Genomic DNA, 19,759 nt, shown 5'->3' on the forward strand with positions numbered 1-19,759 from the left:
CGCGGGACGACTATTTCGGCAGCAACCCCAGCCGGCGCGAGGTCAGCCGGTCGAGGAGCCTCGCCGGCAACAGGCTGCGCAGCGTGTAATCAGTAAAGCGATTGCGGACGACGGGAATGCGAACCGGCGGGCGCGGCGTCGTCAATGCCCGCAACACGGCCTGCGCGACGACCTCAGGCCCGGGCGCGGCGCGGCCCTCCCCGACAAGCCATTTCAGCATTCTTCGGCCCGGCGCCGCATAGGCGGTGCCTTCAAACATGCGAAGATCCGTGTCGTCAGCCTTGTCCCATATCGGCGTCGCGATTATCCCTGGCTCGATCAGGATGACGTCGACGCCATAGACCATCAGCTCGCGCCGAAGGGCGTCCGACAGGCCTTCAAGCCCGAATTTCGAGGCGTTGTACGCGCCAAGAAACGGCGCCGCGAAGCGACCGGCGACCGAACTCATATTGACAATGCGGCCGGGCCTGCCGCGCCGTTCCTCGCCGGCCCCAAGCAGCGGCGCGAAGGCCTGAATGACCTGAAGCTGCCCGACCAGATTGATCTCGAGCTGGCGCCGGAAGTCTTTGATCGGCAGATGCAGCAATGGGCCTGGAACGGCGACGCCGGCATTGTTGACGAGGCCGGCAAGCGTTTCGCCCTCGAGACGCGCCTCGACGCTTCGGGCGGCGGCCTTGATGGCCTCATCGTCAGTCACGTCGAAAAGGAGCGGAACGACCGACGCCCCGTGCCGGGCCGCGAGCGCCGCGGCGTCGCTCTCCTTGCGGACTGAGGCAAAAACGAGGAACCCCTCCTCAACCAATAGGTCGACACAGGCTGCGCCAATACCCGTCGAGGCGCCCGTCACGACGATAGTCTTCAAACGCGTTCCCCCAAGGCGGCGACGAGACGCGCAAGCGCGACGCGCGTTTCGCCGTCGGCCAGACCGTCGACCTTCGCGCGGCGGAAGTGGCGCTGAAACGCCTCGACAGCCTGTACGGTCTGAGCGTCATAGACGCCGGTCTCATCGACGCCATAGCCGTAAGCCGCAAGATCGCGCTGCAGCGAAGCGACCTTGGCGCCCTCGTCGCCAAGCGCGATCGTCGTCGCGCCTTCATAGGCGCTCTGGTCGACAACACGCCCGACGCCTCGACGGGCAAGCTCGTCCCAAGGGAAGAATTCGCCGGGATCGCGCTTGCGGCCAGGGGCGATATCGGAATGCGCCAGCACGCGCTCCGGCGTTATCGCGTGGCGTCGGCAAATGTCCTTGGCGAGCGCCGCGGTCGCCTCGATTTGCGCCGCAGTATAGGGACGCGGATCGAGGTAACCGGGATGAACGATTTCGATTCCGATCGAAGCGGAATTCATGTCCGTCTCGCCGGCCCAGAAGCTTATTCCTGCGTGCCAGGCGCGCTGCGACTCCGGCACGAGCTGCAGCACGCGCCCATCTTCCTCGACAAAATAATGCGCCGAGACCTTTGAGCGCGGATTGCAGAGCAAAGCGAGCGCCGACTCCGAAGTCGGCATCCCCGTGTAGTGGAGCACCAGAGACGAGATCGGCCGCAATCGCGCGCCACGATTGGGCGAGGGACATACTTTCGCCTCGGCGTAGTCGGGCTCGAAAAAACCCTCGCCGTCGCGCCAGGGCTGCGTCGCTGACAACCATTCCCGCGTGCGCGCCTCCGGATCGGCGCTGCGCAAAACGTCGGTGACAACGCAGGCGCTGTCAGCGCCCGCCGCGAGCGCGGCGATGGCGCGATCGGGGGTCAGCCCGCCGATGGCGACAAGAGGCGTTTCGCCGATTTGCCCCTTCCAGGCGCCGATGCGGGCGAGCCCTTGCGGCGCAAAAGCCATTTGCTTCAGGAGCGTCGGATAGATCGGCCCGAGCGCGACATAGTCGGCGCCGACGGACAGCGCACGGTCGAGTTCGGCTTGGTCATGAGTCGATACGCCGATTCTGACGCCGGCGCGGCGCAACGCCGTGATATCAGCGCCATCAAGATCGCTCTGGCCGAGATGGACGAAGTCGCAGCCTTCCTCGATCGCCAGCCGCCAATAGTCGTTGACGACGAGCTGAGCGCCATGTCGCGCGCACAATTCCCGCGCCGTCGCGATCTGCGCGCGGACCTCCGGCTCAGAACGATCCTTTACCCGCAACTGCACGAGCTTAACGCCTTGCGGCAGCACGCGAGAAAGCCAATTGGCGTCATCAACGATGAGGTAGAAGGGATCCAGAAACACGCTCACATGTCAGTCAGGTTTGCGTCGACCATTCAAAAGCTAGCTTTTCCGCGCACTGTGTGCGGCCCACAATCGATCGCCTAACTTCTTTATTTTAGGCGAACCTAAGAGACCGCCCACTGTGGAAAGTAGTTCGGAAACTTTCTTCAAAAGAAAAGGCGGAAAATATCGGTGTACAAACACCGGCGCCCCGCGCTCCAAAGCGCCGAAGTTCAGATCGGAAATTAAGCGCCTTCTTGAAGGAGGCGCGCTATCGACAAAAGCCTTCGGCCATTCCCTCACATGGCCGATATGGCGCGCCCAGGAAGCACGATAACTGCAAAATACCATGTGCTGAGTGTAACCCGAGACATTGACGCCGCCTGCATGCACGGTGTTGTGCAAGAATATGACGGCGTCGCCGGCCTTGGTTAGGAGCGTTACCGCCTCCTCTTTGAGCATTTCCATGTCTGAGGCGGGTTGCAGGTCATAGCGGGTGTGGCTGCCGGGCACTATGGAAAGCGGCGCATGTTCCAGCGTCATGTCGCTTAGATAGCAGATGACATTGACCCAAAGTGCGGAAGAATTCCGATAGTCTCCCTCCGGTTCTAGAATTCCATAATCAACGTGCAGCGCCGTGCGCTGGGGCGGGACGCCCTTCGCCTTGGATTTCTTCGGGACGTAAGCGCCTTTGAAGCAAACGAATTCTGGGCCAAATATACTTTTGAGAGCTGACGTGAGCTTGGGATTATCTATCATCGGGGCAAAAGTAGAAGCCCTGCAGAAGGCTTCGCTCATATCAATATTTTTATCTTCCAGGCCGAGGCTTTCAATCTCTTTATGCATAGCAGCGACTTCTGCAGCCGAGAAAATCTCAGGAACGACAAGAAAGCCATTCTTGGAAAAGAACAATCGCTGCTGAGCTTCGTCCATATCATCCCAAGCGTGCTGAAATACTTTTTTTGGTATTTCCATTACTAGAGGTTCCATGCCAAGTTCCTCACTCACCTGTTTCGGTTGACGATCCGTCATGGCACAAAAAATCCCGAGATCTAAGTTTGTTTCACCCTTTTTGGTTTGCCCCAACGCGATGATGTTCGCAACGCCTCTTTAGTTGCGAAACCTTGGCGATTCTAAACGAAAGCGAAGCGCCCTGCTTATTTGGGCGCAAGAGGAACCTCCAAAGCCCCTTTTCTACGCCAGTCTGTCAAAGGGGCGGCCGATAACCGGCGTCGAAGGCTCCGCCATGTCGCGCGGCGTCATCGGCTTGGCGAGGAAACCTGCGCGGCCTGCTTCGATTGCGAGGGCAAAGGCGCGCGCCATCAGGATAGGGTCGCCAGCGCGCGAAACGGCGGTGTTTAGCAGCACCGCGTCATAGCCCATCTCCATGACGAGCGCGGCATGGGAGGGCGCGCCAAGCCCAGCGTCGACGATCAGCGGCGTATCGGGAAAATGCGCGCGCAGCGCCCTCAGCGCGAAAACGTCATTGACGCCGCGCCCGGAGCCGATCGGCGCGGCCCAAGGCATCAGCACGCGACAACCTGCGTCGAGCAGTCTTTCCGCAACCACGAGATCGTCAGTCGTATAAGGAAAGACCTTGAAGCCGTCGTCGGCGAGAACGCGCGCCGCCTCGACGAGCCCGAAGACGTCAGGCTGAAGCGTGTCCTCCTCACCGATGACTTCAAGCTTGATCCAGTCAGTCGCAAACACTTCGCGCGCCATTTGGGCCGTCGCGATCGCCTCCTTGGTCGTGCGGCAGCCGGCGGTATTCGGCAGCACGCGCACGCCAATGTCCCGAATAAGGCTCCAGAAGGCTTCGCCCGCCCGCGCCCCGCCCGCTTCGCGCCGCAGCGAGACCGTGACGATTTCGCAGCCCGAAGCGCGAATGGCCTCAGCGAGGATCGCGGGCGAGGGATAGCGCGCCGTGCCGAGCAGCAGCCGCGAGGAAAGCGCGACGTCGTAAAGCCTCACCGAGTCATCCATCAGGCCTGCTCACCCGCCCTGTCTTGGAGTCACGATCTCGACGGCGTCGCCTTCGCGAAGCGGCGTTTCGGCGCGGTCCCTGGCGCGCACAAACTCCTGATTCAAGGCGGTGCCGACGGTCTTGTCGTCATACCCCAGTTCCTGCAGCAGCAACTGCAGCGTGGTCGCGCGGACGTCCTGCGATCGCCCGTTGATCTGAATGAGCATCCATCACCTCTGGGAAATACTCGTCGTTGACGACGACCTCAGCAGCGCGGCGCGCCAACGCCGGCGCAAGCAGGAACCCGTGGCGGTAGAGCCCATTGATATAGAGAGTGCGATCCCGTTTCAAAAGACGGGGCAGATTGTCGGGGAAGGCCGGCCGAAGGTCGGACCCCATTTCGACGATCTCGGCTTCCGCAAAAGCCGGGTGAATGGCGAAGGCCGAATTGACGAGTTCGATGACCGAGCGCGCGGTGACGCGGGCGCGCTCCTCATTCTCGATCATCGTCGCGCCGACCATGAACAGACCCTCGCCACGCGGAACGAGGTAGACCGGTCGGCGCGGATGCAGCATGCGCACGGGACGCGAGAGGGATATCTCCTCGCTGTGCAAAATCAGCATCTCCCCCTTCACGCCGCGTAGTCCAGAGAGGGCGTCGCGCGCCGCATAACCGCGGCAGTCAATGGTCCAATCGGGGGTAGTCGCCAATTCGGCGGCGTCACATCCAAAATGCAGCGTCACATTTGGCGTTTGAGCGAGCTGTTCGGTTAAGGCGACGAGCGCGGCGCGGGGGTCGAGATGCGCTTCTTGCCCAAAAAACAGCGCCGTTGCGAAGCGCCCTGTGAGATCAGGTTCGAGCGCCGCAATCCCTTGTTCGTCGAGCCTTTCGAAATGGCTGGCGCGCCGGGAAAAATCGACGAGTTCGGCGCGCTCGCGCTGTGGCGCGACGACAAGGCTGCCGGCGACCGTGGCGACGCCGAGTTCGCGCGACCAGAAGCCGAGCGCTTCTTCGCCGAGCGTCGCCACCAGAGGCTCGGCGCTTTCCAGCTCGCACCAGGGCGCGATCATGCCGCCGGCGAAACGCGAGCAGCCGAGGCCCGGCGACGCCTCGCGCTCGACAATTTCGACGTCGACGCCCTTCCGAGCGAGCGCGTAAGCCGCGCAGAGTCCGGCGACGCCGGCGCCGATCACACGCGCGAGCACCCTAGGCGCCTTTCTTGAATTTTCGCTGACACCATCCCTCCGCCAGTCTCAACTGGATCAGGTTCGAAGGGTCGCCGCTCCCGCGCCTCGCAGCGCCTCATGCGGCCTCTCAGCCCCTTGCGGCGAACTTGGCAGCGCGCCGCCGGGCGGGGCTCCCCCGGCGCATCTAGGCTCGCGCGAAAGCGCCGTAGCAGTCAAGCGTTGCGCCCAGCTCTTTCATTCGACCGCAGCGCGCCGGCACTTGCCAGAAATCAACCGATGGCCCAGTTTGAGCAAGAAAAGCGCATCGAAAAAGCGCTGCATAGGGAGAGAAATCATGAGCTTCCGTCACAAAATGGCCAGCGTCCGCGCGGCGTTGGCCCTTCTTGGCTTGCTCGCTTGCGCAACCCTGGCCCCGCCGGCCGAGGCCGCGCAGCTTAGCAAATATTTCCCTCTTCCGAACTCGTTGAGCATCAGCGGCGTTCCGCGCGATGCGCTCCTAAAAATTCAGTCGAACTGGCTGCAGAACGGCCTCGACAATCTCAAGAAGGCGCGCGCCGAGGCCGAAGCGGCCCTCGAAAAAGCGAAATCCGGCGCGGCCGATCAGGTCGCCGCTGCGGAAGAGAACGTCAAAAAACTCGATGGAATGATTGCAGAGGCTCAGGAAGAACTGGCGCTCTCAGACAACAATGACTCGTCGCATGAGATCCAAAGAGAACGCAAACGCAAGTTGATGCTTAATCTCAATCAATGGATCAATGAACTCAATCGTCTCGCCACGGAGCAGATGAAGATCGCCATTCTGAAGGACGGCGCCGAAGCCATGGTGGCGCAAAACCGCAATTACCAGCTGTCGGAACAGGCGGACAATCTGGAAAAGGCGAAGCGCGACCCCAGCATCGAAAACTGGGGCGAGAAATAACCCAGAACCGACAGATTAGAGGATGTCGTCTGGCGCCGCGGCGGGCGCCGACAATTCGCCATTGAGCTTCGCAAGCCGTCGCGTTGCGTTTTCCAGCGCTTCGGCCGCCCGCGCAGATAGTACGTCGTTCGCGTTGCGCATAGCTTCGAGTTCAGCGCGCAGCGTGGCGAAGTCGGTCTCCATCCCCAGCGCTTTGGCGCGTGCGTCCGTCGCCTCATCCGCAATCGCCAGCGCGGCCATCACGATGATGCGCTGCTCGCCAATCTCGCCAAAGCTCTGGCGCATCGACTCGATCTTGCTCTCGACATAATGACCGAGCTCTTCAATGCGCTGCTCCTCGCCGTCCTCGCAAGACATGCGATAGGTGCGCCCGGCGATCGAAAGGACGACTGCGCCCATATCAGTTCTCGCGCGCCGGAGTTATAACCGTCGCGGCAAGAGCGGCGACGACGCCTTCGCTCGCGTTTTCGAGCCGTCGCAGCACTTCATCGCGGCCCTTCTCCAGAGTGTTCTGTCGCGCAAGCGCGGCGTCGAGATCGAGCGCAAGGCGCGAACGGTCGTCTTGCATGATGGCGAGCTCTTCTTCGAGTTCGGCGCTGGAAAGTTCGTCTTCGAGTTTATCGGCGACAGTGCGCTCCAAATGCGAGAGCGCAGCTTGGAGTCCGGCGATCGCGGCCTCGAGCCTCTTGGAGTTTTCCTCGCTGCGCTTATCTGAGTGGTTCATCGCCGGTCGCTGGAGTTGCAAGGCTTTCGGGCGCGGCGGGCGGGCCGGGGCGATTCGCTTGCCAGCCTGTACCTAGCATGAATCGGCGAAATCGAAACCGCGCCGAATGGCGTAAGCTTGGCGCGTTGACAGGGGGGCGCGAGGTGCTATCACACGCCAGCCTTCAAAGGCGGCGGGCTCGGACGGCGAGAGCCGCGCAGAGTGCTTGCGGCGCAAGGAGATTTTCCAAATGACGGTGAGAGTGGCGATCAACGGCTTCGGGCGCATTGGCCGCAATATCCTGCGCTACATCATCGAGACCGGGCGCACGGACCTCGAAGTCGTCGCCATCAACGATCTCGGCCCCGTTGAGACCAATGCGCATCTTCTGCGCTACGATTCCGTGCACGGCCGCTTTCCGCATGAGGTGAAAGTCGCCGGCGACACGATCGACGTCGGCCGCGGTCCAATCAAAGTCACCGCCATCAAGAACCCGGCGGAACTTCCTTACAAGGATCTCAAGATCGACATCGCGCTGGAATGCACCGGCCTCTTCACCGCGCGCGACAAGGCGAAGCTGCTCCTCGACGCCGGCGCGAAGCGCGTGCTTGTTTCCGCGCCCGCCGACGGCGCTGACATTACGGTCGTCTATGGCGTCAATCACGACAAGATCACCAAGGACCATCTCGTCATTTCCAACGCGTCCTGCACGACGAACTGCCTCGCGCCGGTCGCCAAGGTGCTGCATGAGGCGATTGGCATCGAGAAGGGGATCATGACGACGATCCACGCCTATACGGGCGATCAGCCGACGCTCGACACGATGCACAAAGATCTCTATCGCGCCCGCGCGGCGGCGCTGTCGATGATCCCGACGTCGACCGGCGCGGCGAAGGCCGTCGGACTCGTGCTGCCCGAACTCAACGGCAAGCTCGACGGCTTCGCCATGCGCGTGCCGACTCCCAATGTGTCGGCGGTTGATTTGAAGTTTCTGGCCAAGCGCGCGACGACCAAGGACGAGGTGCACGCCGCGATCAAAGCCGCCGCTGACGGTCCTCTCAAGGGCGTGCTCGGCTATACGAGCGAGAAGCTCGTGTCGATCGACTTCAACCACAATCCGCTTTCATCCTGTTTCCATCTCGACCAAACCAAGGTCATGGACGGCAATCTCGTGTCGATCCTGTCCTGGTACGACAATGAATGGGGCTTCTCCGGCCGAATGACCGATGTCGCGAGCGTGATCGGCAAGCTTCTCTAAGCTTCGCTCCGTGATACCGACGCGGACCTTCTGGTCCGCGTCTCTTTTCCAAGCCGTGATTGGACGCTTCAAATGACCGCCTTCCGCACTCTCGACGACGTCGACGTCAAAGGAAAGCGCGTGCTGCTGCGCGTCGATCTCAACGTGCCGATGGAGGAAGGCCGCGTCACCGACGCGACGCGCATCGAGCGCGCGCTGCCGACGATCAACGAAATCGCGGAAAAGGGCGGCAAAGTGATCCTGCTTTCGCATTTTGGCCGACCGAAAGGTCAGCGCGTCGATGAGGATTCGCTGCGCCACGTCGTCCCGACGCTCGAACATGTTCTCAAGCGCAAGATCGCCTTCGCTAACGATTGCGTGGGAGAGGACGCCGCTCGCGTGGTCGACGCGCTCAAGAACGGCGATGTCGCCTTGCTCGAGAACACCCGCTTCCACAAGGGCGAAGAAAAGAACGCCGACGACTTCGTCGAGGCGCTCGCAAAAAACGGCGACATCTTCGTCAGCGACGCTTTCTCGGCGGCGCATCGCGCGCATGCGTCGGTCGAAGGAATAGCGCATAGACTGCCCGCGTTCGCGGGCCGCGCGATGCAGGCGGAGCTCGAAGCGCTTGAATCGGCGCTCGCCCATCCGCAGCGCCCGGTCATGGCGATCGTCGGAGGCGCGAAAGTTTCAACGAAGCTCGAACTCCTGGGCAATCTCGTCGAGAAGGTCGATTATCTCGTCATCGGCGGCGGCATGGCGAACACCTTCCTTGCGGCGCAAGGCAAGGCCGTCGGCAAGTCGCTTTGCGAACATGATCTCGCGCAGGCGGCGCGCGATATTCTCGCCAAGGCTGAAAAAGCGGGCTGCGCCATCGTTCTGCCCATCGATGTGACAGTTGCGCAGAAATTTGAGGCGCATACGCCGTCACATATCGTCTCCGTCGATCATGTCGGCGAAAACGACATGATCCTCGACGTCGGACCGAAATCCATCGCCCATGTCGAGTCGCTTCTCGCCAAGTGCAAGACGCTGGTGTGGAACGGGCCGTTCGGCGCGTTTGAGTTGCCGCCCTTCGACGAAGGCACGAACGCCGTCGCGCAGACGGCGGCTCGACTCACAGTCGAGGGCAAGCTTCTCTCGATCGCCGGCGGCGGCGACACTGTCGCGGCGCTCAATCAGGCGCATGCAGCTCAGGAATTTTCCTATGTGTCGACGGCGGGCGGCGCCTTCCTCGAATGGCTCGAAGGCAAAACGCTGCCAGGCGTCGCCGCGCTGATGCGATAGTCGGTCTGCGCGCGCTCAGAGCCCGCTACAAATTGGCAAGCGTCGCTTCGGCCGTTGAGACAGTGGCCTCGCCCGAATTCTCCTCGACGTTGATCCATTTGACGACGCCGTCATCGATGAGCGCCGAATACCGCTTGCCACGCACGCCCAAGCCCGGCGCGGTGAGATCGAGTTCGAGCCCGAGCGCTTTGGCGAAGGTCGCCGAGCCGTCCGCGAGCGCGTCGATCTTGCCGCCGCCCCCCGACTCCTTCACCCAGGCGTCGAGCGCAAAGATGTCGTTGACCGCCGTGACCGCCACCACCTGCACGCCCTTCGATTTGATTTCATCCGCCTTGGCGATGAAGCCCGGCAGATGTTTCTTGTGGCAGGTCGGCGTATAGGCCCCGGGAACGCTGAAGAGCGCCACCCTACGTCCCGCGAAATAGTCCTTTGTGCTGACCGGCTCGGGGCCATTCTTGCCCATGACGGTCAGCTTGACGTCGGGGAGCCGGTCTCCAGCTTGAATTGTCATGCCCAATCTCTCGCTCTGGTGTAAGGTGAGGCTTAGTCTAGATAGCGCATTTCCCATTCTTGTGTCGCGTCGAGCGTCGCGTTGCGGCCGCTCTTGTGAGCTTCGCGGAGCCGAGGCAACATGCGCGCAGCCGGCGCAGCGATTCTGGAGGACATGCCAATGTCAGATTCTCGAAACGATGGAAGCGGCAAGACGCCGCCTGACGCGTGGGTATGGAGCCAGTATCGCGGCGAGTCGCCGGATTCATCCGCTCCACTTGGGTTGGCCCGCGCGTCGAAGACCGAGGAACCGTCGGCGACTCGGGCCGCAGTCGATCCACCGCCGCCTCCGCGCGGCGGCGCCGGCGGGGGAGCGATCGCCTTTATCGTGGCGCTCGCCATTCTGACCCTCGCCGCCGCATCCTGGTGGCTCGCCGCCTCGCGTTCGCCGCCGCCCCCAGTTGCGCCCGATGCGCCGCCCGTTGAAGAACGCGGCGCGCTTCCAGCGCCCGTAGACGTCCCGCCGCCCGAACCTGCCGCCCCGACGACGCAAGAGGGCGCCGCGCCGCCGGCCGATGCTGCTCCGCCAGCCGCGGCAGCCACCGACCAAGGCCAACAGCCAGGCGCGACGAACGAGCCCGGAGAAAAGCGTAAAAAGTCCAAGAGACATCACCGCGACTAGAGCGCGGCTCGCGAAAAGGCGGAAGCGGGTTTTTCGCGTAAAGCGCGCCCTAACTCTATCATCGATCACGTTATTCGCATTTGGGCGATTTCGCCCAAATGCGGCGTGATCTCGCGTCGATCAGGTGCGCCAGGGATGCTCGGGAAGGTCGCAAACGCCGAGCGTCTCGACGCCGGCCCACGCAACCGCGTGATCATTATCGACGGAGGAGCCGCTGACGCCGATGGCGCCGATCATCACGCCGTCAGCATCGACGATGGGGAGGCCGCCCGGAAAGGTGATAAGCCCATCATTCGAGTGCTCGATGCCGTAAAGCGGACCGCCCGGCTGCGACAGCTTGCCGATCTGACCGGTCGGCATGCCAAAGAAAACGGCGGTCTTCGCTTTCTTCATCGCAATGTCGATGCTGCCGACCCAGGCGTCGTCCATCCGCTCAAACGCCTTTAGAACGCCGCCAGAATCGACGACGGCGATACACATCTGAGTTTTAAGCTCGATCGCCTTCCGACGCGCCGCGGCGATCGCCTTGTGAGCCTGTTCGATCGAAACATGCATCCGCCGATCTCCCTATTAGAAATTGGTTCGGGCTCTTGGCGCAAAGCTAGAGCGCTAAGCGCTTGAGCGCAGACCTCGCGATTAATTCGCGGGAATCTCGAGCGCGCGCGCGATCAACGCCTTCGCTTCTTCGCTGTCCCACGCGGCCGGGCCGTTCATCAGGCCGATCTGGCAACCGTCGGGGCCAATAAGCAACGTGGTCGGCAGGCCCAACGCCTTCCCTGACTGCTTCATCTCGTAAAAGATGTTGGCCTTGGGGTCGCTGTAATAGGTCAGCGACTTGACGCCCGTCTCGGCGAGAAACGCTTTCGCCCTCTCAAGACGCGTCGTGTCGACGTTGACGGCGACGACCTGGAAATTCTGTCCGGCGAACGCCTCTTGCAGCCTGTCGAGCGCCGGCATCTCAGCGCGGCAAGGCACGCACCAGGTCGCCCAGATGTTGAAAAGCGCCGTCTTGCCCTTGAAGGAGGCGAGCGACACCGGCGCGCCGTCCGGTCCGTCGAAGGAATAGTCTGGCAGCGGCTCCGGCTTCGCGGCGATCGTCATCGCCGCGACCTCGCCCTTGGCAAGATCCTTCACATTGGCGGCGACCTTGGCCGATGTCGCGCAAGCAGCGTCGCTGTCGGACGCCGGGGCCGCGCTCTGCTGCGCCGTTCCGGCGGGTTTCGCGCCTTCGTCATCCGCGCTTCCGGGCGGTTTCTTGCCGCCCATGCTGCCGATCACGTATAGAAACGCCACGCTCGCCGCCATTGTGATCAGCGCCGCCTTCGCGACAAACAGGAACGATCGCTGGGGCGGCGGCGGTTTCGACATGAGAGCGCAGTCTCCGAGGCTAAAAATGACGAGCAAGATATGGGGCGGACGCTTCCAAAGCGCAACCGACGCGGTTCTGGAGGCGATCAACGTTTCGATCGACTTCGATAAGCGCCTCAGCTTGCAGGATGTCCGCGGCTCGCTCGCCCATGTCGCCATGTTGGCTGAAACCGGAATCGTTTCGCGCGACGACGCGGCGAAGATCGCCGAAGGGTTGGAGCGGGTCAAAGAGGACATCGAGAACGGACGTTTCGAATTCTCGCGCGCGCTCGAAGACATTCACATGAATGTCGAGTCGCGGCTTGCCGAACTGATTGGGCCAGCGGCGGGGCGCCTACATACGGCGCGCTCGCGCAATGATCAGGTAGCGACCGATTTTCGCCTTTACATCCGCGATGAGATTGACGCGCTCGATCGCGAACTCGCGGACCTGCAAACTGCGCTTGCGACCCGCGCGCTGCAGGAAGCGGCGAGCGTCATGCCGGGCTTTACGCATCTCCAATCAGCGCAGCCGGTGACGCTCGGCCATCATCTTCTCGCCTATGTCGAGATGACCGCACGCGACCGAGGGCGTCTGCGCGACGCGCGCGCCCGCTTGAACGAATGTCCGCTCGGCGCCGCGGCGCTCGCCGGCACGAGCTTTCCGATCGACCGCGAGATGACGGCGCAAGCGCTTGGCTTCGATCGGCCGACGGCGAATTCGCTCGACAGCGTCTCCGATCGGGACTTCGTTTTGGAGACGCTGAGCGCGGCGGCGATTTGCGCGACGCATCTGTCCCGCTTCGCCGAAGAGATCGTGCTTTGGACGACGCCGCAATTCGGCTTCATCGCGCTCTCCGACAAATTCACCACCGGCTCGTCGATCATGCCGCAGAAGCGCAATCCCGACGCCGCCGAACTCGCGCGCGGCAAGTCGGGTCGCGTGATCGGCGCGCTCGTCGCGCTGCTCGTCGTCATGAAGGGCCTGCCGCTCGCCTATTCGAAGGACATGCAGGAAGATAAGGAGGGCGCCTTTGACGCGCTCGACACGCTGTCGCTCTGCATTGCTGCGCTCGCGGGCATGGTCCGCGACATGCGTGTTGATCGTGCGCGCATGAAGGCGGCCGCCGGCGCGGGCTATGCGACCGCGACCGATCTCGCCGATTGGCTGGTGCGAGCGCTTTCGCTTCCATTCCGCGAGGCGCATCACGTCACCGGCCGCATCGTCGCGCTCGCCGAAGCGCGCGGCGCGGGCCTCGAAGATTTGACGCTTGAGGAAATGAAAAGCGTCGAGCCGCGCATCAACGTCGAAGTGTTCAACGTGCTCGGCGTTGAAAAGTCGGTGCAGAGCCGCAAAAGCTTTGGAGGCGCGTCCCCCGATAATGTGCGCGCCGCCGCGCAGGCCTGGCTCGACAGGCTGAAGGCCGAATGAACGAGTTCCCGGCGCGACTCTATCTCGCGACCCCGCCGCTGGCTGACGCGGCGGATTTTGCGCCTGCGCTCAACGAGGCGCTGACTGCTGGCGACGTTGCGAGTCTGCTCATTCGTTTCGCGGGCGCCGACGAGCGCGCCAATGAAGCGATCGTGCGCGCGCTGGCGCCAACTGCGCAAGAGAAGGATGTCGCCGTTCTCGTGGCCGCGGCGCCAAATGTCGCGCTGCGCGCCGGCGCTGATGGCGCGCATGTTTCGGGTTGCGGCGAAGCGCTTGCCGACGCGATCAAGAAATTGTCGCCGCGCTACATCGTCGGCGCCGGCGATCTCGAAACGCGCGACGACGCGATGCGCGCCGGCGAAGCAGGCGCGGATTATGTGATGTTTTCGGATCTCAATCACGAAGCGTTGGTTGAGCGCGTCGCCTGGTGGGCGGAACTTTTCAACACGCCCTGCGTCGCCAGCGCCAATACGCTCGCCAACGTCGCGCCCCTCGCCGAAGCCGGCGCCGACTTCGTTCTGCTCGACGACGCTGTCTGGAGCGACGCGCGCGGGCCGGCGGCCGCCGTTGCTGAGGCCCAGGCGCGGCTCAAGGGAGAACGGCAATGATCCGAGGGCGATCGAGCAAAAGGCTTCCTCATCCTGAGGAGACCCCGAAGGGGTCGTCTCGAAGGACGAGGAAGCCGCTCATTTTTCTATTTCAATTCGCCCTCGTCCTTCGAGGCTCGCTTCGCTCGCGCCTCCTGGCGACGCTCGCCATCATCGCCATTTTGACGCCTGCCGTCGCGCGCGCGGCCGCGAATGGCGCGCCGGTATCGCCCGATCTCGCCTTCGGGGCCTATCAGCGCGGCGATTACACGGGCGCGATGAAGGAGGCGAAGAAGCGCATCGCCGCCAATCCCAAGGATGCGGCGGCGCTCACCCTTATCGGCCAGCTTTACCTCGAAGGCGCGGGCGTGCCGCGCGATCTCTCGACCGCGATGGAGTGGTTCAAGCGCGGCGCCGACTCTGGCGACAAAGAAGCGGCATATATCTACGGCGCTGCGGCGCTCAATGGTTCAGGCGCGCAGAAGAACCGCGCCGCCGCCCGCGCCTATCTTGAAAAGGCGGCGACGCAGGATCACCCCGCAGCCTTGCATCTCCTTGGCGAGATCGCGCTCGAAAATGAGGGCGCCACGTCTGACTTCGGCAGAGCGGCGGATTATTTCCGGCGCGCTGCGGCGAAGGGCAACGCGGATTCGCTCTACGCCCTCGGCGTTCTTTACAAGACCGGTCGGGGCGTTCCAAAGGACGAGCGCGAGGCGGCGGAGTGGTTCAGGCGCGCCGCCGAACTCGACTTCGCGCCGGCGATGGTCGAATTCGCCGTTCTCCAATTCAACGGCGTCGGCGTGCCGCGAGATCGCAACGCCGCGGCGCAATGGTTTCGCAAAGCGGCGGTGAAGGGCAATGCGGTCGCGCAAAACCGTCTCGCCCATATTCTCGCCCAGGGCCTCGGAGTTGAGGCTAATCTCACTGAGGCGCGGGAGTGGCGAGATAAATCGCGGGAAGCGGGTCTGAACGATCCCTCGCTGGATTATCTCTCAAACGCGTCCGAGCCGCCGAAGCCAACCGTCGGCAAATGAGCGCCGCCGCGAGCGCGGCGACGCTGCGGACAGTCGCCTTCTTGCGCCGTTTCGTTAAGCCGCACATCCAATCGCTGACGGCGCCTTTGCGAGCCGTTCAGGCGCTCGTCGAAAGATTCTCTCCCGAACGACGCGCGCCTTTTGCGCCGCAAGTTTCCGGCGATTGGAATCCTACTTCCGGCGCTGCGGTCGCAACGCTGTTCTATCTCCATGGCGGCGCCTTTCTCATCGGTTCGCCGCGGCTTTTTCGCTATGCTTCGCGGGAGTTCGCGCACGCGGGCTTTGACGTCTTCGCGCCGGCCTATCGGCTTGCCCCTGAGCATATCTTTCCGGCCGCGCTCGAAGATGTGCTGCGCGCCTACCGAACTTTTATCGAGGCGCGGCCAGGACCTTTCGTCATTGTTGGAGATTCGGCTGGCGGCGGGCTTGCGGTCTCTTTGATGCTGCGCATCCGCGATGAAGGCTTGCCGCCGCCCGTCGCCGCGGCGCTGTCTTCGCCTTGGGTCGATCTTGCCGCAAGCGGCGCCTCGATGCGCGAGAATGAAGAGCGTGACCCTCTGTTTACCCGCAAGGACATCCTCCTCGGCGCCCGAGCGGTTCTCGGACGCCAAAGCGCAAGAAATCCGCTCGCTTCGCCGATCTATGCCGATCTTTCCGGCCTACCGCCGATGCTCGTTCACGTCGGCGCTGACGAAGCACTGAGGGACGACTCGACGCGGCTTGTCGCGCATGCGCGCCAAGCGGGAGTCGACGCGCGACTCGAGACGTGGCCTTGCGTGCCTCACGCGTGGCAGTTGATGCGCTTTCTCCCGGAAGCGCGCGAGTCGAGGGCGAAAGCGATTGAATTCTTGAAAGCGCGCGTCGCTCAAACGGCGGCTTGGGCCGAATAGGCGCCTCTCTCTCCCATCATTCGGCGGCCAAGAGCAATTCCTCCGGCATGCCCCGTCCGGAACGCGTGAGAAAGCGGCGGCACTGCTGCTCGCGATCGTAGCCGAGCAACGTGCCGAGCATGAAGTCTTCCTCCACCGTGAGGGCGTTGAGCGGCCGCGTTACGAAGGAACGCGCCACGGCGACGAACGCGGGCCGGCCAAAGAAAAGGTTTACCTTCGCCGGGCTGAGCTCCTGGACGAAGTGATGGATGCCTTGCGCCTCCAGCTTGCCGAGCACCAACTCCAATTCCTGACGGCTGACGGTCATGAGAAACAGGCCGCGAACGCCACGTCCATATTCGTAGATGTTGTGATGAAAGAGTCGCAGCACCGGCGCAGCATCGGGGGACCGAACGCGCGCAGACGACTGGGTCCGAACATCCTGCACAATCAAATTAACTGGCTCAGCCATGCCGTCACTCTTTTCTCGGTCATGCCGGATTGGGTGTCCTGATCCAGGGCGAGGCCCACGAACTTGCCGTCCCGCTCGGCAGTTGAGCCGACATAGTCATAGCCGGCGGTTTCAGTGAAGCCGATCACTTGGGCGCCGAGAGCCGACACCTCGTCGTAAAGGATGCCCATCGCGTCGACGAAGGAGAGCGGATAGGTCTGCTGGTCGCCGGTGCCGAACAGGGCGACCTTCTTGCCCTTCAGATTGGCGCCGCGCAGCTTGTCGATGTTCTCTTCCCAATCCGTCTGCAAGGTGCCGTCGCCATAGGTCGGCGAACCCAGAATCAGCAGATGGCAGTTCTCGAAGTCGTCCGTCGTGGCGTCCTTGATGTCGACAGACCGCCCCTGACATTTCTTCGAAATTTTGGAAGCTACCCCCTTTGTCGCGCCGCCGTCGGAACCGAAGATAACCGTGATGCTCATACCCGCGCCTCGTCCGCGAAATTTGGCCATCAACATCAGCGGTTACGCCAAGAAAAGCAGAGGAAGCCCCTCAATCGCGAACACGCCGCTAAAGACCTATGTAATATAGCGCGTCTCTATTGTTTAGAAAAATCAAATATTCTGGAATGAATGTAATTCTCCGCATCTCTACTCTGGATTTATTTTAATTCCGAAGCACAGTGTTGATACCGTAGTGATAAGAGAACCGGCCCCGTTTCGCTATCATCGTCAAATCGACACGGACCTTTGGACAGGCGCTGACTCCATTGGTATGCCGCAGAGCCTGCGAGTCGCCGGCGAAAGCGATCCAATTCTTAAAGCGAGTCGTTCAAGCGTCGGCGTGCGCGCTGATTATCGCTAGGCGCTGCCCCATGGACCGGGCGGCGGTGAGAGCGGCGTGCGTCCGTCCTTCGGCAGGAAAGACGTCTCGTCCGCGCGCGACGCATCAATCGCGGCAAGCTCTTCTCCCGCCAGCGCGACCGGAATGTCTTGGCCTCCCCCGAATTTTACGAGCGCCGCGACGCGCGCGTCGACGCTTGGATGAGTCGCGAGCCAGCCCGACTCCGGATGAAGCGCGGGCGATTCAATGAAGAAATACTGCATGCGCGAGGGCATGTTCGGAATCGCGCCATGCGCTTCGATCTTGCGCAACGCCGAAATCATGGCGTCGGGGTTCTTCGTCAATTCGACGCTGCCGGCGTCTGCAAGAAATTCGCGCGAGCGCGATAGCGCAAAGCGGATCAGCACCGAGGCGCCCCAGCTCAGAGCAATGATGAATAGCGCGACAAGAATGGCGAGAGCGGCGCCGCCATTGCCCTTTCTGTCATTGCTGCCTTCTGGCCGATGCGGCGAGAAACCGAAAGGAAAATCCCAGCGGCGAATCGTCAGATCGGCGACGAAGGCGAAGATGCCGGCGAAGATAACGGCGATTACAAGAAGCTGAGCGTCGCGATTACGTATATGGGTCAGCTCATGCGCGAGCACCGCTTCCAGTTCAGCGTCGGTCAGATACCGGGTCAAACCGCGAGTCACCGTAATCTTATATTGTCCCTCCCTGAGCCCCGAGGCGTAGGCGTTGAGCGCGTCACTTTCGATGATCTGCAAAGCAGGAATCGGCACGCCCCGGGAGATGCACAAATTTTCGAGGAGGTTGTAAATGCGCGGCGACTCTGCGCGCGACAGATTCGCCGCGCCCGTGGCGAAGTCGATCATCTTCTGGTGGAAGAGATAGGCGATGGCGAACCAGACGCCCGCCGCGATGACGCCGATCCACCATCCGCGTTTTAGATCGTCGACGGCGAGCGCAAAGATGTAATCGAAAGGCGCGCCTGGCTGCGCATTCATCGCTTCGATGATGAGCGCGAAGGAGAACATCAACGCCAGCAGCAGGACGACAAAGCCCGCGAGCAGGAAGGCCGAGCGCAGCCTATTGGCGCGAATGTGAGAATAGAGGCCGTAGGCTTTGAACATTATCTTTCCACCGAACTTACGGGCTGTCATTCCCAACGCGCGCGACAGCGCGCGATCAGGAATCTAGGGTCGATGATGGATCTGGATTCCCGGGGATTCGAACAGCTTAAAACTGCACCTTCGGCGCGGCTTCGATCGCCCGCTGCTCCGACTCGTCGAGCTCGAAATAGTCGAGCGGCTCGAAGCCGAAGCGTTGCGCAATCAGGAAGCCCGGAAAGCCTTCGCGCGTGGCGTTATATTCCGCGACCGTGTTGTTGAGGAATCGCCGCGCCGCGGAAATCTTGTTTTCGATGTCCGACAGTTCGCTCTGCAGCTGCTGGAAATTCTGGTTCGCCTTCAGATCCGGATAGGACTCGGACAGCGCGATCAATCGCGACAGCGCGCCGGTCAGCGCGCCCTCCGCAGCGCCTTGCTGCGCCGGACCTTGCGCCGCCACGGCGGCGTTACGAGCCTTTACCACGTCTTCCAGCGTGCTTTTCTCATGGGCGGCGTAGCCTTTGACCGTCTCGACGAGATTGGGCACGAGATCGTGGCGCTGCTTGAGCTGCACGTTGACGTCGGAAAAGGCTTGCTTGCCGCGCTGGCGCAGCGACACAAGGCCGTTGTAAACGCCCACCAGCCAGAGGGCGACGGCGGCGACGAGCCCCAGAAAAATCAGCAAAGACATGGCGCGCTCCCACTGGCGCGCCGCCCCGCGCGGCGGCGATTGCTTTTTGCGCCTGCATGTTATCCGCCTTTAGCGGCTAGGCAAAGACGCGCCGCTCCCTTAGATTTGACGGACGCGCCGGTCGCGCCTATCTCAAGGAAACGCAAAGAGCCACGGCGAACATAAATGGCCATTCTGCCGATCATTACGCTTCCGGATCCGCTGCTGCGAAAGGTCTCAGAGCCTGTCGACCGGGTCGACGCAGAGGTGCGTCGTCTGCTCGACGATATGCTGGAGACGATGTACGAGGCGCCGGGCATCGGACTTGCGGCGATCCAGGTCGCCGTGGCGAAGCGCATCGTCGTCGTCGACATCGGCAAGACCGAGGAGACGCGGTCGCCGCTTTTCCTCATCAACCCGGAAATCGTCTGGGCGTCGGAGGAATTGAGCGTCTATCAGGAAGGCTGCCTGTCGGTGCCGGACTATTTCGAGGACGTGAAGCGGCCGGCGCAGGTGCGCCTGCGTCATCTCGACCGGGAAGGCGCTCTCCAGGAATTCGACGCCGAAGGACTGCTCGCGACCGTTGTGCAGCATGAGCTCGAGCATCTCGAAGGCGGTCTCTTCATCGACCATTTGTCGCGGCTGAAACGCGAACGCGTGGTCAAGAAGTTCAATAAGGCGGCGCGCTTCGACGAGATCGCCGCCCAGCGGCGCGCGGCCGCGGAGCGTCAGTCGGAACAAGCCGGGGCCTGA

24 protein-coding genes and 1 riboswitch are annotated in these 19,759 nt (G+C 62.4%); of the genes, 9 read left to right on the forward strand and 15 right to left on the reverse strand.

What is annotated here, in order from left to right:
- Nucleotides 1-10 precede the first annotated feature (10 nt).
- The 6 genes from FEV16_RS10465 to FEV16_RS10490 all read right to left on the reverse strand — a co-directional run bounded on the left by FEV16_RS10465 (nucleotide 11) and on the right by FEV16_RS10490 (nucleotide 5,368).
- Nucleotides 11-862 carry an SDR family oxidoreductase gene (locus FEV16_RS10465; protein ID WP_138167567.1) on the reverse strand — a complete coding sequence of 284 codons (852 nt, stop codon included), beginning with the start codon at nucleotides 860-862 and terminating at the stop codon, nucleotides 11-13.
- Entirely contained in the window at nucleotides 859-2,226 is a 1,368-nt protein-coding gene (locus FEV16_RS10470) for a thiamine phosphate synthase (protein WP_246657272.1), read from the reverse strand. Before FEV16_RS10470 ends, FEV16_RS10465 begins: the two co-directional genes overlap by 4 nt.
- A gap of 33 nt (nucleotides 2,227-2,259) precedes the next feature.
- Entirely contained in the window at nucleotides 2,260-3,231 is a 972-nt protein-coding gene (locus tag FEV16_RS10475) for a phytanoyl-CoA dioxygenase family protein (protein ID WP_246657273.1), read from the reverse strand.
- Nucleotides 3,232-3,393: 162 nt separating this feature from the next.
- Nucleotides 3,394-4,182 carry a thiazole synthase gene (locus FEV16_RS10480; protein WP_138167568.1) on the reverse strand — a complete coding sequence of 263 codons (789 nt, stop codon included), beginning with the start codon at nucleotides 4,180-4,182 and terminating at the stop codon, nucleotides 3,394-3,396.
- A gap of 9 nt (nucleotides 4,183-4,191) precedes the next feature.
- Nucleotides 4,192-4,389, reverse strand: coding sequence for a sulfur carrier protein ThiS (thiS, locus tag FEV16_RS10485; protein ID WP_138167569.1), 198 nt, complete (start codon nucleotides 4,387-4,389; stop codon nucleotides 4,192-4,194).
- A complete protein-coding gene (locus FEV16_RS10490) occupies nucleotides 4,310-5,368 on the reverse strand; it encodes an FAD-dependent oxidoreductase (protein ID WP_138167570.1) in 1,059 nt (352 codons plus the stop codon). Before FEV16_RS10490 ends, thiS begins: the two co-directional genes overlap by 80 nt.
- 16 nt (nucleotides 5,369-5,384) lie before the next feature.
- A riboswitch (TPP riboswitch) is annotated at nucleotides 5,385-5,537 on the reverse strand.
- 147 nt (nucleotides 5,538-5,684) lie between these two features.
- Here FEV16_RS10490 and FEV16_RS10495 point away from each other — a divergent pair.
- Nucleotides 5,685-6,269, forward strand: coding sequence for a hypothetical protein (locus tag FEV16_RS10495; protein WP_138167571.1), 585 nt, complete (start codon nucleotides 5,685-5,687; stop codon nucleotides 6,267-6,269).
- Between the two features lie 15 nt (nucleotides 6,270-6,284).
- Here FEV16_RS10495 and zapA read toward each other — a convergent pair whose 3' ends face one another.
- Both zapA and FEV16_RS10505 read right to left on the reverse strand, forming a co-directional pair.
- Complete coding sequence (zapA, locus tag FEV16_RS10500; protein ID WP_138167572.1) at nucleotides 6,285-6,668, reverse strand: cell division protein ZapA; 384 nt, start codon at nucleotides 6,666-6,668, stop codon at nucleotides 6,285-6,287.
- Nucleotide 6,669: 1 nt separating this feature from the next.
- Nucleotides 6,670-6,993: a DUF4164 family protein gene (locus FEV16_RS10505; RefSeq protein WP_138167573.1), complete on the reverse strand. Its 324-nt coding sequence runs from the start codon at nucleotides 6,991-6,993 to the stop codon at nucleotides 6,670-6,672.
- A gap of 229 nt (nucleotides 6,994-7,222) precedes the next feature.
- Here FEV16_RS10505 and gap point away from each other — a divergent pair, with 229 nt between their 5' ends.
- Nucleotides 7,223-8,230 (forward strand): type I glyceraldehyde-3-phosphate dehydrogenase, encoded by a 1,008-nt coding sequence (gap, locus tag FEV16_RS10510; protein WP_138167574.1) that lies wholly within the window; start codon nucleotides 7,223-7,225, stop codon nucleotides 8,228-8,230.
- A gap of 72 nt (nucleotides 8,231-8,302) precedes the next feature.
- Entirely contained in the window at nucleotides 8,303-9,496 is a 1,194-nt protein-coding gene (locus tag FEV16_RS10515) for a phosphoglycerate kinase (protein ID WP_138167575.1), read from the forward strand.
- A gap of 25 nt (nucleotides 9,497-9,521) precedes the next feature.
- Here FEV16_RS10515 and FEV16_RS10520 read toward each other — a convergent pair whose 3' ends face one another.
- Nucleotides 9,522-10,007, reverse strand: coding sequence for a peroxiredoxin (locus tag FEV16_RS10520; protein ID WP_138167576.1), 486 nt, complete (start codon nucleotides 10,005-10,007; stop codon nucleotides 9,522-9,524).
- Between the two features lie 159 nt (nucleotides 10,008-10,166).
- Between FEV16_RS10520 and FEV16_RS10525 the strand changes: the two genes are divergently transcribed.
- Nucleotides 10,167-10,667, forward strand: coding sequence for a hypothetical protein (locus FEV16_RS10525; protein WP_138167577.1), 501 nt, complete (start codon nucleotides 10,167-10,169; stop codon nucleotides 10,665-10,667).
- Nucleotides 10,668-10,787: 120 nt separating this feature from the next.
- On the opposite strand, the gene FEV16_RS10530 is transcribed toward FEV16_RS10525, so the two are convergent.
- The gene (locus FEV16_RS10530) at nucleotides 10,788-11,222 is read right to left on the reverse strand and encodes a heme-binding protein (protein ID WP_138167578.1); all 435 of its coding nucleotides are present in this window, start codon (nucleotides 11,220-11,222) and stop codon (nucleotides 10,788-10,790) included.
- An 81-nt stretch (nucleotides 11,223-11,303) separates the two neighbouring features.
- Complete coding sequence (locus FEV16_RS10535) at nucleotides 11,304-12,035, reverse strand: TlpA disulfide reductase family protein (protein WP_138167579.1); 732 nt, start codon at nucleotides 12,033-12,035, stop codon at nucleotides 11,304-11,306.
- A gap of 25 nt (nucleotides 12,036-12,060) precedes the next feature.
- Here FEV16_RS10535 and argH point away from each other — a divergent pair, with 25 nt between their 5' ends.
- Genes argH through FEV16_RS10555 form a run of 4 tightly spaced genes read left to right on the forward strand, consistent with a single transcriptional unit; the run spans nucleotide 12,061 to nucleotide 15,957 of the window.
- Entirely contained in the window at nucleotides 12,061-13,446 is a 1,386-nt protein-coding gene (gene argH, locus FEV16_RS10540; RefSeq protein ID WP_138167580.1) for an argininosuccinate lyase, read from the forward strand.
- Nucleotides 13,443-14,054 carry a thiamine phosphate synthase gene (locus FEV16_RS10545; RefSeq protein ID WP_138167581.1) on the forward strand — a complete coding sequence of 204 codons (612 nt, stop codon included), beginning with the start codon at nucleotides 13,443-13,445 and terminating at the stop codon, nucleotides 14,052-14,054. Before argH ends, FEV16_RS10545 begins: the two co-directional genes overlap by 4 nt.
- Nucleotides 14,051-15,067 (forward strand): tetratricopeptide repeat protein, encoded by a 1,017-nt coding sequence (locus FEV16_RS10550; RefSeq protein WP_138167582.1) that lies wholly within the window; start codon nucleotides 14,051-14,053, stop codon nucleotides 15,065-15,067. The genes FEV16_RS10545 and FEV16_RS10550 overlap by 4 nt, the downstream gene beginning before the upstream one ends.
- Nucleotides 15,064-15,957, forward strand: a complete 894-nt coding sequence (locus FEV16_RS10555; protein WP_138167583.1) for an alpha/beta hydrolase — start codon at nucleotides 15,064-15,066, stop codon at nucleotides 15,955-15,957. Before FEV16_RS10550 ends, FEV16_RS10555 begins: the two co-directional genes overlap by 4 nt.
- Before the next feature lie 16 nt (nucleotides 15,958-15,973).
- Here the strand turns inward: FEV16_RS10555 and FEV16_RS10560 are convergent, their stop codons facing one another.
- The 4 genes from FEV16_RS10560 to FEV16_RS10575 all read right to left on the reverse strand — a co-directional run bounded on the left by FEV16_RS10560 (nucleotide 15,974) and on the right by FEV16_RS10575 (nucleotide 19,027).
- The gene (locus FEV16_RS10560; protein ID WP_171015196.1) at nucleotides 15,974-16,408 is read right to left on the reverse strand and encodes a DUF2023 family protein; all 435 of its coding nucleotides are present in this window, start codon (nucleotides 16,406-16,408) and stop codon (nucleotides 15,974-15,976) included.
- Nucleotides 16,387-16,869: a flavodoxin FldA gene (fldA, locus tag FEV16_RS10565; protein WP_138167688.1), complete on the reverse strand. Its 483-nt coding sequence runs from the start codon at nucleotides 16,867-16,869 to the stop codon at nucleotides 16,387-16,389. Before fldA ends, FEV16_RS10560 begins: the two co-directional genes overlap by 22 nt.
- Nucleotides 16,870-17,247: 378 nt before the next feature.
- Entirely contained in the window at nucleotides 17,248-18,360 is a 1,113-nt protein-coding gene (locus FEV16_RS10570; RefSeq protein WP_138167584.1) for a M48 family metallopeptidase, read from the reverse strand.
- A gap of 106 nt (nucleotides 18,361-18,466) precedes the next feature.
- Nucleotides 18,467-19,027, reverse strand: a complete 561-nt coding sequence (locus FEV16_RS10575; RefSeq protein ID WP_138167585.1) for a LemA family protein — start codon at nucleotides 19,025-19,027, stop codon at nucleotides 18,467-18,469.
- Between the two features lie 165 nt (nucleotides 19,028-19,192).
- Between FEV16_RS10575 and def the strand changes: the two genes are divergently transcribed.
- Nucleotides 19,193-19,759, forward strand: a complete 567-nt coding sequence (gene def, locus FEV16_RS10580) for a peptide deformylase (protein ID WP_138167586.1) — start codon at nucleotides 19,193-19,195, stop codon at nucleotides 19,757-19,759.

Origin of the sequence: Methylocystis sp. B8, from assembly GCF_005771425.1 — a bacterium.
Taxonomy (GTDB): Bacteria; Pseudomonadota; Alphaproteobacteria; order Rhizobiales; family Beijerinckiaceae; genus Methylocystis.

Bases quoted from the DNA above. Each gene is read 5' to 3' on its own strand.
- FEV16_RS10475 (WP_246657273.1), bottom strand. From the start codon at position 3,231: ATGACGGATCGTCAACCGAAACAGGTGAGTGAGGAACTTGGCATGGAA.
- FEV16_RS10480 (WP_138167568.1), bottom strand. From the start codon at position 4,182: ATGGATGACTCGGTGAGGCTTTACGACGTCGCGCTTTCCTCGCGGCTG.
- thiS (WP_138167569.1), bottom strand. From the start codon at position 4,389: ATGCTCATTCAGATCAACGGGCGATCGCAGGACGTCCGCGCGACCACG.
- FEV16_RS10495 (WP_138167571.1), top strand. From the start codon at position 5,685: ATGAGCTTCCGTCACAAAATGGCCAGCGTCCGCGCGGCGTTGGCCCTT.
- zapA (WP_138167572.1), bottom strand. From the start codon at position 6,668: ATGGGCGCAGTCGTCCTTTCGATCGCCGGGCGCACCTATCGCATGTCT.
- FEV16_RS10505 (WP_138167573.1), bottom strand. From the start codon at position 6,993: ATGAACCACTCAGATAAGCGCAGCGAGGAAAACTCCAAGAGGCTCGAG.
- gap (WP_138167574.1), top strand. From the start codon at position 7,223: ATGACGGTGAGAGTGGCGATCAACGGCTTCGGGCGCATTGGCCGCAAT.
- FEV16_RS10515 (WP_138167575.1), top strand. From the start codon at position 8,303: ATGACCGCCTTCCGCACTCTCGACGACGTCGACGTCAAAGGAAAGCGC.
- FEV16_RS10520 (WP_138167576.1), bottom strand. From the start codon at position 10,007: ATGACAATTCAAGCTGGAGACCGGCTCCCCGACGTCAAGCTGACCGTC.
- FEV16_RS10525 (WP_138167577.1), top strand. From the start codon at position 10,167: ATGTCAGATTCTCGAAACGATGGAAGCGGCAAGACGCCGCCTGACGCG.
- FEV16_RS10530 (WP_138167578.1), bottom strand. From the start codon at position 11,222: ATGCATGTTTCGATCGAACAGGCTCACAAGGCGATCGCCGCGGCGCGT.
- FEV16_RS10535 (WP_138167579.1), bottom strand. From the start codon at position 12,035: ATGTCGAAACCGCCGCCGCCCCAGCGATCGTTCCTGTTTGTCGCGAAG.
- argH (WP_138167580.1), top strand. From the start codon at position 12,061: ATGACGAGCAAGATATGGGGCGGACGCTTCCAAAGCGCAACCGACGCG.
- FEV16_RS10545 (WP_138167581.1), top strand. From the start codon at position 13,443: ATGAACGAGTTCCCGGCGCGACTCTATCTCGCGACCCCGCCGCTGGCT.
- FEV16_RS10550 (WP_138167582.1), top strand. From the start codon at position 14,051: ATGATCCGAGGGCGATCGAGCAAAAGGCTTCCTCATCCTGAGGAGACC.
- FEV16_RS10555 (WP_138167583.1), top strand. From the start codon at position 15,064: ATGAGCGCCGCCGCGAGCGCGGCGACGCTGCGGACAGTCGCCTTCTTG.
- FEV16_RS10560 (WP_171015196.1), bottom strand. From the start codon at position 16,408: ATGGCTGAGCCAGTTAATTTGATTGTGCAGGATGTTCGGACCCAGTCG.
- fldA (WP_138167688.1), bottom strand. From the start codon at position 16,869: ATGAGCATCACGGTTATCTTCGGTTCCGACGGCGGCGCGACAAAGGGG.
- FEV16_RS10570 (WP_138167584.1), bottom strand. From the start codon at position 18,360: ATGTTCAAAGCCTACGGCCTCTATTCTCACATTCGCGCCAATAGGCTG.
- FEV16_RS10575 (WP_138167585.1), bottom strand. From the start codon at position 19,027: ATGTCTTTGCTGATTTTTCTGGGGCTCGTCGCCGCCGTCGCCCTCTGG.
- def (WP_138167586.1), top strand. From the start codon at position 19,193: ATGGCCATTCTGCCGATCATTACGCTTCCGGATCCGCTGCTGCGAAAG.